The following is a 13718-nucleotide window of genomic DNA, read 5'->3' as shown; positions in this document are numbered from 1 at the left end:
TCTCAGCTGCGCAGTCCGGTCTCATACAGCAAGCCCATGCGCTTGGCCTCGTAGTAGTAGCCCTTGGCATACCACATCATCGCGCGGTCTTCGTTGCGGCGTGACACCAGCCACGCGCCGCGCAGGTATTTCCCGGCATAGTGCAGGTTGGTTTCGGCATCGAGCAGGCCCTCGGGCCGGCCGCGATAACCCATCGTCGCGGCGGTCTGCGGATGGATTTGCAGCAGGCCATAATACGGGCCGTTGCGGGCATTTGGATTGTAGCTGCTTTCGCGGCGGATCTGACGATGCAGCAGGCTTTCCGGGATGTCGTGAATGCGTGCCCATTTTCGGATCAGCGCGTGCATTTCCGGGGTATCGCCCGAGGCGCGCGAGGGGGGATCTTCTTTCTGTTTGCGTCCGCCACAGGCAGAAAGCGCAAGGGCGCTGAGGCTTAGGGATAGCAGGGCGCGGCGCGACAGGGGCATCAGGTTCCTCCGGGTTTTTCGCGTGATAACGACGCGCGCCCGGTCTGGGAAGGGCCAAGGCCAAAGATCGGCGGCAAAATGTGCCACAGGCTTTGCGGATTGCTCAAAACTTGATCGCAGACAGCAATCGCCGCATGTGTCATTCTGTTGTGATCTGCCTCGGGCAGATTACCGCATATCTTGGGCTTGCGCTTGGCAAAACGCCAGATATGGTTGGGCTTAAGGCGACTGCACCCTGTTGACGACTGTTGAAATACGGAGTCTCTTGCGGAATGGACGGCGATTTTAGGACCCAGTTTGTACGCGACCCTGCGAGCCTGAAGCAATTTCCGGCGCTGGTGCTGAATGCGGATTTTCGCCCGCTCAGCTATTACCCGCTGTCACTGTGGCCCTGGCAAGAGGCGATCAAGGCGGCGGTTTTGGACCGCGTGCAGATTTTGGCCGAATATGACCAAGTGGTGCGAAGCCAGCGACAAGAGTTCCGCATACCCTCGGTGGTGGTGCTGAAAGACTTTGTAAGACCCCAAAAGCGCGTGGCCTTCACGCGCTTTAATCTTTTTCTGCGCGACGAGTTTTGCTGCCAGTATTGCGCGGCCAAGGGCGACCTGACCTTTGACCATGTGTTGCCGCGTTCCAAAGGCGGGGTGACAAGTTGGGAGAATGTGGTGGCGGCGTGCTCGCCCTGCAATCTGCGCAAAGGTTCGCGGACGTTGAAGCAGGCGGGGCTGCATCTGGCCAAGGTGCCGCGCATGCCGACTGCGGAGGAGATGCAGGCGCATGGCCGCCGCTTTCCGCCAAACCATCTGCACGACAGCTGGATGGATTATCTGTATTGGGATGCGGAACTGGACGCCTGATCGCTTGTCTGCGTTGCGGTGCCGCGGGGCGGGTGCAGGGGATCGTTGCCGACGCGGATTGAATACCGGTGCTGCCGTGCAGCAATGGCTTTCGGGCAGGGTGCAAGCAGTGCTAGACTTGTGGCAGTTGCGGCGTTAAAAGAGCGTCGTTAGCGCTAACAGCGCTTCTGTTCTGGCCCAAGCTGCGAGGTAAGCCAATGGTTTCGCGAGTCATTCCGGTAGATGCCTTTGATCTGGTGATCTTTGGCGGCACCGGCGATCTGGCCAAGCGCAAGATCCTTCCGGGGCTGTATCGCCGCTTTATGGCCGGGCAGATGACCGAAAACAGCCGGATCATTGGTGCGGCCCGCGCCGATCTGAATGACGACTCGTTCCGCGCGATGGTGGCGGAAGCGATTGCCGAGTTTGTGCCGAAAGATCGGCAGGACAAGAAGATCGTCGCGCAATTCCTTGAAAAGATTGCCTATGTCTCGATTGATGCCACGGGCGAGGGCGGCTGGGCCAAGCTGCGCGACCTGATGCGCGAGAATGTGGTGCGGGCGTTTTACTTCTCGGTTGCACCGTCGCTGTTTGGCGATATTGCCGAACGTCTGCATCTGCACGAGATCGCCGATGCCTGGAGCCGGATCGTGGTGGAAAAGCCGTTCGGGCGGGATCTGGCCTCGGCCAAGGCGCTGAACGCGGTTTTGGCCAAGCATTTTGCCGAGACGCAGATTTACCGGATCGACCATTATCTTGGCAAAGAGACCGTGCAGAATCTGATGGCGGTGCGGTTTGCCAATATTCTGTTCGAGCCGTTGTGGAAGGCGGAATACGTCGACCATGTGCAGATCACCGTGGCGGAAACCGTCTCGGTCGATGGCCGCGGGGCGTATTACGACAAATCCGGCGCGATGCGCGATATGGTGCAGAACCATATGATGCAGCTGTTGTGCCTGATCGCGATGGAGCCGCCCTATCACTTTGATCCCGATGCGGTGCGTGATGAAAAACTGAAGGTGATCCGGGCGCTGGATGCGGTGAAGCCCGAACATATCGTGCGCGGGCAGTATCTGGCGGGCAATGGCGAGGGCGGCTATCTGGAGCATAGCGAGAATCCGGCCAGCAAGACCGAAAGTTATATCGCGCTGAAGGTGGGTATCTCGAACTGGCGTTGGCAGGGCACACCGTTTTATCTGCGCACGGGCAAGCGGCTGCGGGCGCGGGCGAGCGAGATTGCGATCACCTTCAAGCAGCCGCCGCATTCGATCTTTGACGATGCCAAGGGCTGGCTGGAAAACGTGCTGGTGATCCGGTTGCAGCCCGATGAGGGGATGAACCTGAAGGTGATGATCAAGGAACCGGGTCCGGGGGGTATGCGTTTGATGCAGGTACCCCTCGATATGGCCTTTGCCGATGCCTTGGGGCCGGATGCCGAGGACGTGCCTGATGCCTATGAGCGGCTGATCATGGATGTGATCCGGGGCAACCAGACCTTGTTCATGCGCGGCGATGAGGTAGAGGCGGCCTGGGCCTGGACCGATCCGCTGATTGAGGGTTGGGAAGCGCGCGGGGATAAGCCACAAGGATATGATCCGGGATCCAGTGGCCCGGAAGATGCACTGATGCTGATGCACCGTGATGGACGGCGCTGGCGGGAGATCAAGGTTTGAATTTTGTCGCATACCCAGACCGGGAATTCATGATGCTGGAACTGGCAGGCAAGATTGCCGCCCAGCTTTCGGAAGAACTGAGCATGTATGGCCGGGCTTCCTTGTCGGTGCCGGGGGGGACAACGCCGGGGCCGATCTTTGACATCCTGTCGGGCGTCAATCTCGATTGGGCCAATGTCGCGGTGATGCTGAATGACGAGCGTTGGGTGGGCGAAGACAGCCCGCGCTCCAACACCCGGTTGCTGAAAGAGCGGCTGCTGGTGGACAAGGCGGCGGTGGCGACGCTTATCCCGCTTTATGCCGAGGCGGATGCGCCCGAGAAGGTGCTTGGGGCTTTGGCGGATGGCGTGGCGGCGCATCTGCCGCTGACCGTGCTTTTGCTGGGCATGGGCAGCGATATGCACACCGCCAGCCTGTTTCCCGGCGCGGATCTGCTGGCCGAGGCTTTGGCGGCCGATGCGCCGATCCTGCTTGCGATGCGGGCTGAGGCTGCGGGCGAGCCGCGCGTCACGCTGACGGCTCCGGTGCTGCAAGAGGCGAAGAATATCCATATCCTGATCACCGGCGCGGAAAAGCGCGCGGCGATTGAGGCTGCGGCAAGCTTGCCCGCGCTGGAGGCTCCGGTGCGGGTGGTGCTTGATAATGCAACGGTTCACTGGGCGGAGTAGGTCATGTCGGAAAAATGGCAAGCATTGAGAGACCATGCGCTGAGCGTGGCGCGACGGCCGATCTTGTCGCTGTTCGATGCGCCCGGACGCGCGCAAGCGTTCAGCGTTGATGCGGGTGAGATGCGGCTGGATTACTCGAAAACCAACATTGATGAGCAGGCCAAGGCGATGCTGCTGACGCTGGCCGAGGTTTCCGGTGTGGCGGACAAGCGCGCGGCGATGTTTGGCGGTGAGAAGATCAACGACACCGAAGGCCGCGCCGTGCTGCACACCGCCTTGCGCGGCGGCATCGAGGCCAAGGTGATGACCGAAGGTGTCGATGTGATGCCCGAGATCCGCAAGACCAAAGCCCGGATGGCGATTTTTACCCGCGAAGTGCGCACCGGCAAGTTCACTGGGCAGGGTGGCAAGATCACCGATGTCGTGAACATTGGCATCGGTGGCTCGGATCTTGGGCCTGCGATGGTGACGCTGGCGCTGGCGCCTTACCATGACGGGCCGCGTATCCATTATGTCAGCAACGTCGATGGTGCGCATATCGCGGATGTGTTGAAGGGGCTGAACCCGGAAACCACTTTGGTGATCGTGGCCTCAAAGACCTTCACCACGATTGAGACGATGACCAACGCGGAAACTGCCCGCGCGTGGATGGCGACCAAGGTGACCACGCCTGCCAAGCAATTTGCGGCGGTCTCGACGGCCGCCGATAAAACCGCTGCATTCGGCATTGATAGCGCGCGGGTGTTCGGCTTTGAGGATTGGGTTGGCGGGCGCTATTCGGTCTGGGGGCCGATTGGTCTGGCGGTGATGATGGCGATCGGGCCTGAGGCGTTTGAAGACTTTCTTGCCGGCGCGCGGGCGATGGACGAGCATTTCGTGGCCGAGCCGTTCGCGCAAAACATGCCGGTGCAGCTGGCCTTGGTCGGCATCTGGCACAACCAGATTTGTGGCCATACCACACGCGCGGTTCTGCCCTATGATCAACGGCTTAGCCGCTTGCCTGCCTATTTGCAGCAGCTGGAAATGGAAAGCAACGGCAAGTCGGTGGCGATGGATGGCAGCGATCTGCCGATCCATTCCGGCCCGGTGGTCTGGGGTGAACCCGGCACCAATGGCCAGCACGCGTTCTATCAGCTGATCCATCAGGGCACGCGGGTTGTGCCTTGTGAGTTTATGATCGCTAAGGCCGGGCACGAACCGGATCTGGCGCATCAGCATTTGCTGCTGGTGGCAAATTGTCTGGCGCAATCCGAAGCCCTGATGCGGGGGCGGTCGTTGAATGAAGCCCGCGCCATCATGGAGAAAAAGGGCGCTGTTGGGGATGAGTTGGAGCGGCAGGCGCGGCATCGGGTGTTCCCCGGCAACCGGCCATCAACCACGCTGGTCTATCCGAAATTGACGCCGTTCGTGCTGGGCCAGATCATCGCCCTTTATGAACATCGGGTGTTTGTCGAGGGCGTGATCCTCGGGCTGAACTCGTTTGACCAATGGGGCGTGGAGTTGGGCAAAGAACTGGCACTGGCCTTGCAGCCGATCCTTGAGGGCGGCGATGCCAGTGGCAAAGACGGCTCGACGCAGGCGCTGGTGGAGTATCTGCGCGGCTAACCTCATCCTCTGTGCGCAAATATCCTCAGGGGGTGAGCCTGATAAGGCGAGGGGGGCTGAAAGCCCCCCTTTTTGTTTAGTTCAGTGCTGCCGTGACGATGATTTCGACCAGATATTCCGGCCCTGCAAGTTTAGCCTCACCCGTTGCGCGCGCGGGCGTGTTGCCTGCGGGCACCCAAGCATCCCAAACTGCGTTCATCTGATCGAAGGTCGAAATATCGGCCAGCCAGATCTGCACCGACAGAATCCGCGTCTTGTCAGTGCCAGCTTCGGCCAGCACGCGATCGACTTCGGCCAAGCAATCCTTGGTCTGTTGTTCGACGCTGCCACCGGGGGTGCCGATCTGGCCCGCCAGCCAGACGATGCCGTTATAGGCCACTGCCTCGGACATGCGGGCGCCGACGCCGATACGTTTGATCTCGCTCATGGTGTTTCCTTTCCTGAAAGCTGCCGAATTGCTAGCCTAGGCTGCGGCAAAGGGGAAGGGTTGCAGTTTGGCGCGCAGCCGCAACCCTGCGGGCGGTGAAGGATATTGCGCAAATCAAGGTGAGCCCGCGCGGCGGCACGTTGCGTGGCCGCGCGGGATGGCATATGGCGTCGCAAGCTGGATCGTCCCGCAGTTGAAAGGAAAGCTGATGCCGTTGCGCGCCCTTGGTCTGATCGCGATTTTGACCGTTACCGCCTGCGGCTCCAGCAGCGATATGCAGCTCTATCCTATCGCGGGGCCGCTGGCGTCGCAGACCCCGCCTGCGGTGATCCATGCCAAGGCCGAGACCACCGAGGAAACTTCCGGTGCGCTGACCTTCAGGCTGGCGGACCGCACCAAATGCACTGGCACCTGGTCGGCATTGGCACCCAAAGTGGTGTCGCGCACGCGCGGTGTATCGCTGACCCTGCGCGGCGGCCCCGGTGGCAAATACGACAACAGCACGGAATCGGTCGGCGGCATCAACACCGGCGAGATTTACGCGGTCTGCAAGGATGGCACCAAAGTGCAAGGCACCTTCGTGATGGGATCGAGCACCACCAGCGGCACAGGCTCCGCCACTGATACCCGTGGCAACACCTATAAGCTGTTGTTCTGACAGGGTGTTCGTCTGCGGCATTTTCGTGCAGGCGGGCTTTGACTGGCTTTGAATACATGCCGAAACCGACACTAGCCGCGCCAATCCGCTTGACGCGGCTGTGCGGCTGGCTTACCTCACTGCGCAACGCGGGTGTAGCTCAATGGCAGAGCAGCAGCTTCCCAAGCTGAATACGAGGGTTCGATTCCCTTCACCCGCTCCAATCCCTCCATAATCAACGCTATGGCACGCTGACTTCGGTGCGTTCGCCCTTGGTGACTTTGGCGGTGGCCTCGGTTTTGGCATCGCCGCGCATGGCTTCGATCAGGTAGTCGCCTTCGGGCAGGGCGATGGTGGTTTCTTCGGCATAGTCAAAGGACATCTGCGTGCGGAAACCGTTCAGATCGGCTTTTGCTTTGAAGATCTCGATCGAGTTGGCCCCCGCCGCTGCGACAGCCAGCACGCCAGCCTCAAGAATGACGCTGACATTGACCCGTTCGCCGGCCTTGACGGTGAAGGGCACCTCGGCCACAGCGCCGCCTTCGGTGACTTTGGCGATATAGTCACCGGGAGAAAGCTCGAACTTGGCGGCGGGGCCATAGCTGGTGGTCAGGCGGTCGTGGCTGCCGTCAAGCGCTTGTTTTGCGGCGAGAATTTCCACCGAATGCTGGGTGTTTTCCAATTGCACGCCTTCGATGTAATAGGCATCGACCACCGCCAGACCCGAGCCGATGATCAGGTCACGCTCGATCAGATCGCCCGGCTTCAGGCTGAGGGTTTCGGTGACGCTGGCCTGACCCATCGTGCCGGTGATCGTGTAGTCGCCCGCAGGCAGATAAAAGCGCGAGGGGCCGTAATTGGTGGTGTCGATCCCGGCATTCGAGGTGATCTTGACAGCGGCGTCGTTGCTTTCAGCGCCGTCCGCGCTGGGTTTGGGGTGCAGGATCACGCGGGCGGCGTTCATCACGATTTCCGGGGCGGCAAGATTGTCTTCGGTGAGGGTCAGATCGGTTTCCACCACGGCTTCGCCAAGTTTGGTGATCAGGCGATAATCGCCGGGTTCGATGAAGGATTTAACGGTGTTATATTCGGTGGTGAACCGCGCGCCGGTGCTGCCATCGGCGTTCTTGGCGTGAAGTTCCCAGGCGATGTCGGTGTTATCCTCGGGCTTGGCCATGCCGGGGGCGAGCAGCAGGGTGGGGGCGAAGTTGATGTCCAGTTTGGCGGGAGGCGCTGGTTCGGGCTCTGGCGTGGGTTCGGGGGCCGAGATCACCGTGGTTTGCAGTGCCAGCGTCAGGCTGTCGAGATCGTCGGCGGTGATGTATTGCCCGCCGGTATCTTCGGCAAGGCAGGCGACTTGGCGGCCCTCGTCCTTGGTCAGACCAAAGCCCACCACATGGGCGGTGAAATCAACGCCCGAGGCTTCGAGTTCGCGGGCCAAGGCGCAGGGATCACCCTCACAGGTTTCAATGCCATCGGTGATCAGCACGACGGTGGCTTTTTCCTCGGTTGAACGCAGTTCTGACGCGGCGCGGCGCACGGCTTCGGTCAGCGGGGTTTTGCCCAGGAACTGCATCTTGTCGGCGGCGGATGCGATGGCGGGTGCGGTGCCTGTGGCTGGGGCGACCAGCGTTTCAATGTCGTCGCAGGCACCTTTCGAGCGGTGGCCATAGGCGATCAGTCCCAGTTCGGTATCGGCGGGAATGGTTTTCAGCACTTCGGCCAATGCCTCGCGCGCGATTTCGAGTTTTGGCTTGCCGTCGATCTGACCCCACATCGAGCCAGAGCCATCCAGCACGATGATGGTGCGGCCATCGGCGTGGGCGAGCGTGGGAAGACATACAAGCATCAGCGCAAGGCTGCGCAGCAAAGTCAAAAGACGCATCACAGAATCCTTGAAAATGACGACGTGGAATGCGGTCAGACTAACCAAGCTTGTGCAAAACGCAAAGGGCCTTGCAGATTGCGCTGCAAGACCCTTCCACTGGCCGGACTATGTGGGGACTTGGGACAGGCCGACCCGTGTCGCATGAGAGGGGCGGTCGTGCTGGGAGCTTGACTGCCGCTTCATAGCTGCGGCTTACATCTTCGGCAGCATGACCGCGTCGATCACATGGATCACGCCGTTCGACTGTTTCACGTCAGCCTGGGTGATGGTTGCAACGTTGCCCATCTCATCCGTCAGCTTGATCATGTCGCCTTCATAGGTGGCTTGCAGCACGCAACCGCCCAAGGTTGGGACCGGGTGCTTGCCGCCATCGTCCTTGATCATGCCGCCCAAAGCATCCGACATCACTTCCTTGCCGACAACGTGGCAGGTCAGGATCTTGACCAGCGTGTCTTTGTTTTCCGGCTTCAGCAGGTCTTCAACGGTGCCTGCGGGCAGTTTGGCGAAAGCGTCATTGGTCGGCGCAAACACGGTGAACGGACCAGCGCCCGACAGGGTTTCCGCCAAGCCAGCAGCCGTTACAGCGGCGACGAGGGTGGTGTGATCTTTCGAGTTCACGGCGTTTTCAACGATGTTTTTCTCGGGGAACATCTCGGCACCGCCGACCATCGGATTTTCGGCCAGCGCCATGCCGGACGAGAGCGCCAGAAACGCGGTTGCCATTGCGGCTTTGACCATATTGGAAGCGTTCATCGTGTTACCTCTTGTTGGTTGGTAGGCAAGCCAGTCTTGCCTCACATCCAAAGTAACGAGAGGGGCGGCTGAGAAGTTTCAGCCGCCCCAATTTATTTTTTGATTATTTTTCAGCCGCGCGGTTTTGTCAGCAAAGGCAGGCTGTCAGATGTCCTTCAGCGGCCCTGCGGCAACGATCGGCCCAGTGGGTTTGCCATCCGGCCCGCCGCCCTTGGGTTCCAAGGTGATCGCCAGCACATAGCCTGCTGCGGCTTGCGGGGCCGCGATCGTGACCGAAGCCTCGGTCAGCACGCCCAAGGAAACCGGCGCCTTGTCACCTTCGATGATCCACAGCTCATAATCCTTGCCCGCTTCGGCATCGGTGCCTGCCACGCGGGTCAGGGTGAGTTGATCGCCTGCGATGGCGGCCTCGTAGCGCAGCGGCGAGGCCTCGGCAGAGAGTTCGGCGGTCATGCTGGTGGGCGGCGCTGGTGGCGGCAGCATCAGGAAGGCGGCCGCGCCGATCACCGCAGCCGTCAGCGCGCCGCCGATCCAAGCAAACCAACGGCGCGCGGGTTTGGCGGTCTGAGGGAACAGCCGGGCTTCGATCTGCGGCAGCAGGTTGGGGGCTTCGGCCTCGGCGTAATCGTCGTTCAGGTCTGACAGGCGGTTTTGCCAATCAATGACCAAGGCCGCGAAAGCCGGGTCGCGCTTCAGGCGGGCCTCGGCTGCGCTGCGTTCGGCCAGATCCAAAGCGCCCAGCACATATTCGGCGGCGAGGGCTTCGTCTTCGGGCAGATCAAATTCGGGAGTGCTGGTCATTGCTCCATGCACTCCTTCAGCTTCAGCAGGCTGCGGCGCAGCCAGGTGCGCATGGTGTTCAAGGGCACATTGAAGTGCGCGGCGAGGTCAATATACGAGGTGCCCGTGAGGTAAGCGCCGCGCAGGGCGGCGGCCTTGTCGGCCTCCAACGTTTCAAAGCATTGGTTGATCCGCTTGGCTTCGCCCACAGCAATCAGACGGGTTTCGGCGCGCGGTGTGGTGTCGATCACCGCGTTCATCGCGTCTTCATCGCCGGATTGGGTTTCACGGCGCGACCGCAGCCGGTCAATCGCATGATTGCGCGCCAAAGCGATCAGCCAGGTCATGCCACGGCCTTTATCGGCTTCATACCGATTGGCCCGCAGCCATACCCTTGTGAACACCTCTTGCAACGCATCCTCCGCTTCTGCCCGGTTTCCCAAGATACGCAAGAGCACGCCCATAAGTTTCGCAGAGGCACTTGAATAGATTTGCCGGAATGCTACGCGATCTTGCGCAGCAATCCGGGACAGCAAATTTGCGATTGGATCATCCATAGATTGCCAATCTAGGGACGCCTGCGGATAGGTCAAGTGCGCCTGCGCCGACCGCCTGCACCGCCCGAGCCAGAGGTATTAAAGCTGACATGTGGCAGGGTGACGATTTTCGACAGTTCCGGGAAGGTATCGACCGCGTTCGGGATGGCGCTGGCGTTAACGAAATGTTCCTGAAAGCGCGGCTCGATGGCGGTTTCGACCTTGTGGATCTGATGCACGGTGGTCTCGATATAATCGCGTGCGCCGACATTGCAGAGCGCGATCCGCGCCCCGGTGCCTGCGGCGTTGCCTGCAGAGATCACCTTATCCAGTGGCACATCGGGGATCATGCCCAGAACCATCGCGTGTTTCGGGCTGATATGCGCGCCGAACGCGCCTGCGAGCACGACCTTTTCTACGGTCTCGATGCCCATCTCATCCATCAGCAGCTTGGCCCCGGCGTAGAGGGCGGCTTTGGCCAGTTGGATGGCGCGAATGTCGCCTTGGGTGACGGTGATCATCGGGCCACCTGTCGCGGTGCCGTCATGCAGCACATAGGAATGGGTGCGGCCTTCGGGGATACAGCGGATGGTGCCGGTTTGTTCGGCACCCCCGACAAGACCGCCCTGATCGACAAGGCCGGCCATACGCATCTCGGCGACCGCTTCGATGATGCCAGAGCCGCAGATGCCAGTGATTCCGGTGCCAGAGGTTGCGGCGGTGAAGCCGGGGTCGGTGGACCACAGATCTGATCCGATGACGCGGAAGCGCGGTTCTTTGGTGACGGGATCGATCTCGACCCGTTCGATGGCGCCGGGGGCTGCGCGTTGACCAGAGGAGATTTGCGCACCTTCAAAGGCGGGGCCGGTGGGCGAGGAACAGGCGAGCACGCGGGTTTCATTGCCCAAAAGCAATTCGGCATTGGTGCCGACATCGACGATCAGCACCATTTCCTTTGATTTGTTGGGTTCTTCCGACAAAGCCACCGCGGCGCAATCAGCCCCGACATGCCCAGCGATGCAGGGCAGGATGTAGACGCGCGCCGCAGAGTTCACCGCTTTGATGTCCAGATCGGCGGCGTCCAGCACCAGAGAGCCCGAGGTCGCCAGCGCGAAGGGAGCTTGGCCGAGTTCGACCGGATCAATGCCGAGCAATAGGTGGTGCATCACTGGATTGCAGACGAAGGTGATCTCATAGATCGAGGTCGGCACGATCTTGGCCGAAGTCGCGATCGACTGGATCAAGCCGTTCAAAGCGGTGCGGACGGCGGCGGTCATTTCGACATCGCCGCCGGGGTTCATCATCGCGTAGCTGACCCGACTCATCAGGTCTTCGCCAAAGCGGATTTGCGGGTTCATCACGCCAGAGGAGGCCAAAACGCTGCCGTCATGCAGATCGCAGAGGTGTGCTGCGATGGTGGTCGAGCCAAGGTCGATGGCAAGGCCGTAAAGCTTGCCCTCATGAAAGCCCGGCCAGATATCAAGGATACGGTGGCGGGCGTCGTGGTTGCCTTTGTGCAGCGCCACGGTGACTTTCCAGTCGCCTTTGCGCAAAGCCGGTTGCAGACGGCGCAGGATCGGCAGTTCAGCCGCAACTTCGCCGACGCCCCATTGTTCCTGCAAGGCGGTCACAAGGCGTTCGAAATCGCCTGTCGGTTCGTGCATGTCGGGTTCGGCGACCTCAACGTAAAGCGCGCGGGTGGCAGGGTCCATCACGATATCGCGCTGGCTGGCGGATTTGCGGATCACCTGCTTGTGGACCTGAGATTCCGGCGGCACGTCGATTACCACATCGCCCATCACGCAGGCCTGACAGCCGAGACGGCGGCCCTCAATCATGCCGCGTTTGGATTTATAGCGTTCTTCAACGCTATTCCATTCGGTCAGGGCATCTGCCTCAACGGTGACGCCATGCTTGGAAAACTCGCCATAGCCCGGCGTGATCTGGCATTTCGAGCAAATGCCGCGCCCACCGCACACGCTGTCCAGATCGACGCCCAACTGCCGCGCGGCTGTCAGCACTGGCGTTCCATGCGCAAAGCGGCCCCGCTTGCCCGAGGGGGTGAAGATGACGAGTGCGTCTTGGGTGTCTTCGGTCATGTTGTCCTCGGGTCAGGCAAAGCTATAGGCGATATCGGCGAAGGCATCGGCGGCAAAGGTGTAAAACCAGCGCACCGGTTCATCGGCGGCCAACACTCCATGCACGGCATCGCCGGGAATGAAAAGAGCAACGCCGGGTTTCAGACGGTGGGCTACGCCGTTGATCTGCACATCGACCTCGCCTTCAAGGCCGAAATAAAGTTCGGGCTGCGGATGGGAATGCAGAGCGAAGGTCTCACCCTTGTCCATCAAAGCGATGCCGCAGACCAAGGTGTCAGTCGCGGTAACATCGCCGGAAATCAGGGTTTTCCAACGCACAGAGCCGCGCGCGGGATCGTCCCACGTCACGTCAGGCAGGTTGGCTTGGTCGATCCTAACCGGATGTGTCATGCGACCCTCATTGCGCTTGGGACAAGTCTAAGCCGCATCCTTGCCACATCATTGCCTGTTCGCGGCATATCAAGCGCGGTCTGCGCCGTTCAGCCAAGCAAGGATCGCGGCGCGGTCACCATCAAGCCGCGGGGCAGGGGCGCGAGCGCTGATCTCATCCAAGGTCGACATTTTGATCGGGTTGCCTGCGGCGGTAAAGCTGGGGCCGCCGGGGCTGGCGGTGACGGGCAGCACCATGTGACGCGCCAGCAGTTGCGGATCTTGCAGCACTTGGGCCATGTCCTGCACGCGCCCGGTGGGCAAATGAGCGGCCTCCAGCGTGGCGATCCAATGCGCGACTGGGGCACCCAAGGTCACCGCCTCGATCAGCCGTTTCAGCAGCGCGTGGTGTTGGCAGCGCGCGGCATTGGTCGCAAAGCGCGGATCGGCGGCAAGCGGCAGGTTTAGCGTGGTGCAAAGCGTTGCAAACATCGCGTCATTGCCCGCCGCGATCACGAAGAACCCATCCGCCGCGCGATAGGTCGAAAACGGTGTGATGGTGGGATGCCGCGCGCCCGTGCGGCCCGGAGGCGTGCCGGTGGCCGTGGTGATGGCCACGGCATGTTCCTGAATAGCCAGTTGCGCATCCAGCATGGCGATGTCGACTTTCGCGCCCAGCCCGGTTTTTTCACGGTCATAAAGCGCTGCCAACACGCCTTGCGCCAGAAACATCCCCGCGACGATATCGCCGATCGAAGCACCGACGCGCACGGGTGGGCCACCTTCCTCGCCGGTGATGCTCATCACCCCGCCGCGCGCTTGCACCACCATATCATAGGCGGGTTTGGCCGCATCGGGGCCGGTGTGGCCAAAGCCCGACACCGCGCCATAGATCAGCCGGGGGTGGGTTTTGTGCAGGGTTTCATAGCCATAGCCCAAACGCGCCATCACGCCGGGGCGGTAGTTTTCCAGCACCACAT

At 61.0% G+C, this 13718-nt stretch carries 14 protein-coding genes and 1 tRNA gene; 6 read left to right on the top strand and 9 right to left on the bottom strand.

Annotated elements, in window-relative coordinates:
• Positions 1–2 precede the first annotated feature (2 nt).
• Positions 3–467: a lytic transglycosylase domain-containing protein gene (locus U1A24_RS19720; protein WP_322323692.1), complete on the bottom strand. Its 465-nt coding sequence runs from the start codon at positions 465–467 to the stop codon at positions 3–5.
• Positions 468–739: 272 nt separating this feature from the next.
• Here U1A24_RS19720 and U1A24_RS19715 point away from each other — a divergent pair, with 272 nt between their 5' ends.
• From U1A24_RS19715 to pgi, 4 genes are all read left to right on the top strand, one after another.
• Positions 740–1324: an HNH endonuclease gene (locus U1A24_RS19715; RefSeq protein WP_322323691.1), complete on the top strand. Its 585-nt coding sequence runs from the start codon at positions 740–742 to the stop codon at positions 1322–1324.
• 197 nt (positions 1325–1521) lie between these two features.
• Positions 1522–2976: a glucose-6-phosphate dehydrogenase gene (zwf, locus tag U1A24_RS19710; protein WP_322323690.1), complete on the top strand. Its 1455-nt coding sequence runs from the start codon at positions 1522–1524 to the stop codon at positions 2974–2976.
• A complete protein-coding gene (gene pgl / locus U1A24_RS19705) occupies positions 2973–3644 on the top strand; it encodes a 6-phosphogluconolactonase (protein WP_322323689.1) in 672 nt (223 codons plus the stop codon). Before zwf ends, pgl begins: the two co-directional genes overlap by 4 nt.
• 3 nt (positions 3645–3647) lie before the next feature.
• Entirely contained in the window at positions 3648–5249 is a 1602-nt protein-coding gene (gene pgi, locus U1A24_RS19700; RefSeq protein WP_322323688.1) for a glucose-6-phosphate isomerase, read from the top strand.
• A 76-nt stretch (positions 5250–5325) separates the two neighbouring features.
• Here the strand turns inward: pgi and U1A24_RS19695 are convergent, their stop codons facing one another.
• Positions 5326–5676, bottom strand: coding sequence for a RidA family protein (locus U1A24_RS19695; RefSeq protein ID WP_322323687.1), 351 nt, complete (start codon positions 5674–5676; stop codon positions 5326–5328).
• Between the two features lie 208 nt (positions 5677–5884).
• Between U1A24_RS19695 and U1A24_RS19690 the strand changes: the two genes are divergently transcribed.
• Together U1A24_RS19690 and U1A24_RS19685 are read left to right on the top strand one after the other, a co-directional pair.
• Positions 5885–6334, top strand: a complete 450-nt coding sequence (locus U1A24_RS19690; protein WP_322323686.1) for a hypothetical protein — start codon at positions 5885–5887, stop codon at positions 6332–6334.
• Positions 6335–6462: 128 nt separating this feature from the next.
• Positions 6463–6536, top strand: a tRNA-Gly gene (locus U1A24_RS19685).
• An 18-nt stretch (positions 6537–6554) separates the two neighbouring features.
• On the opposite strand, the gene U1A24_RS19680 is transcribed toward U1A24_RS19685, so the two are convergent.
• The 7 genes from U1A24_RS19680 to U1A24_RS19650 form a co-directional block, all read right to left on the bottom strand.
• Positions 6555–8198, bottom strand: coding sequence for a vWA domain-containing protein (locus tag U1A24_RS19680; protein ID WP_322323685.1), 1644 nt, complete (start codon positions 8196–8198; stop codon positions 6555–6557).
• A 195-nt stretch (positions 8199–8393) separates the two neighbouring features.
• Entirely contained in the window at positions 8394–8954 is a 561-nt protein-coding gene (locus U1A24_RS19675) for a fasciclin domain-containing protein (protein ID WP_322323684.1), read from the bottom strand.
• 144 nt (positions 8955–9098) lie between these two features.
• On the bottom strand, positions 9099–9755 hold the full coding sequence (locus U1A24_RS19670; RefSeq protein WP_322323683.1) for an anti-sigma factor domain-containing protein: 657 nt from the start codon (positions 9753–9755) through the stop codon (positions 9099–9101).
• On the bottom strand, positions 9752–10291 hold the full coding sequence (locus tag U1A24_RS19665) for a sigma-70 family RNA polymerase sigma factor (protein ID WP_322323682.1): 540 nt from the start codon (positions 10289–10291) through the stop codon (positions 9752–9754). Before U1A24_RS19665 ends, U1A24_RS19670 begins: the two co-directional genes overlap by 4 nt.
• Positions 10292–10323: 32 nt before the next feature.
• Positions 10324–12369, bottom strand: a complete 2046-nt coding sequence (locus U1A24_RS19660) for an ASKHA domain-containing protein (protein WP_322323681.1) — start codon at positions 12367–12369, stop codon at positions 10324–10326.
• A 12-nt stretch (positions 12370–12381) separates the two neighbouring features.
• Positions 12382–12759 carry a cupin domain-containing protein gene (locus U1A24_RS19655; RefSeq protein ID WP_322323680.1) on the bottom strand — a complete coding sequence of 126 codons (378 nt, stop codon included), beginning with the start codon at positions 12757–12759 and terminating at the stop codon, positions 12382–12384.
• Positions 12760–12828: 69 nt separating this feature from the next.
• A partial coding sequence (locus U1A24_RS19650; RefSeq protein WP_322323679.1) for a CoA transferase occupies positions 12829–13718 on the bottom strand: 890 nt, incomplete at its 5' end.

It is taken from the genome of Cypionkella sp. (assembly GCF_034376685.1).
Lineage (GTDB): Bacteria > Pseudomonadota > Alphaproteobacteria > Rhodobacterales > Rhodobacteraceae > Cypionkella.
Note: the sequence above shows the minus strand (reverse complement) of the source record. Positions and strands in the feature narration are given on the sequence as shown.

Coding starts and splice junctions, on each gene's coding strand:
- zwf (WP_322323690.1), top strand. CDS start 1,522: ATGGTTTCGCGAGTCATTCCGGTAGATGCCTTTGATCTGGTGATCTTT.
- U1A24_RS19675 (WP_322323684.1), bottom strand. CDS start 8,954: ATGAACGCTTCCAATATGGTCAAAGCCGCAATGGCAACCGCGTTTCTG.
- U1A24_RS19660 (WP_322323681.1), bottom strand. CDS start 12,369: ATGACCGAAGACACCCAAGACGCACTCGTCATCTTCACCCCCTCGGGC.
- U1A24_RS19665 (WP_322323682.1), bottom strand. CDS start 10,291: ATGGATGATCCAATCGCAAATTTGCTGTCCCGGATTGCTGCGCAAGAT.
- U1A24_RS19695 (WP_322323687.1), bottom strand. CDS start 5,676: ATGAGCGAGATCAAACGTATCGGCGTCGGCGCCCGCATGTCCGAGGCA.
- pgi (WP_322323688.1), top strand. CDS start 3,648: ATGTCGGAAAAATGGCAAGCATTGAGAGACCATGCGCTGAGCGTGGCG.
- U1A24_RS19655 (WP_322323680.1), bottom strand. CDS start 12,759: ATGACACATCCGGTTAGGATCGACCAAGCCAACCTGCCTGACGTGACG.
- U1A24_RS19715 (WP_322323691.1), top strand. CDS start 740: ATGGACGGCGATTTTAGGACCCAGTTTGTACGCGACCCTGCGAGCCTG.
- U1A24_RS19670 (WP_322323683.1), bottom strand. CDS start 9,755: ATGACCAGCACTCCCGAATTTGATCTGCCCGAAGACGAAGCCCTCGCC.
- U1A24_RS19720 (WP_322323692.1), bottom strand. CDS start 467: ATGCCCCTGTCGCGCCGCGCCCTGCTATCCCTAAGCCTCAGCGCCCTT.
- U1A24_RS19690 (WP_322323686.1), top strand. CDS start 5,885: ATGCCGTTGCGCGCCCTTGGTCTGATCGCGATTTTGACCGTTACCGCC.
- U1A24_RS19680 (WP_322323685.1), bottom strand. CDS start 8,198: ATGCGTCTTTTGACTTTGCTGCGCAGCCTTGCGCTGATGCTTGTATGT.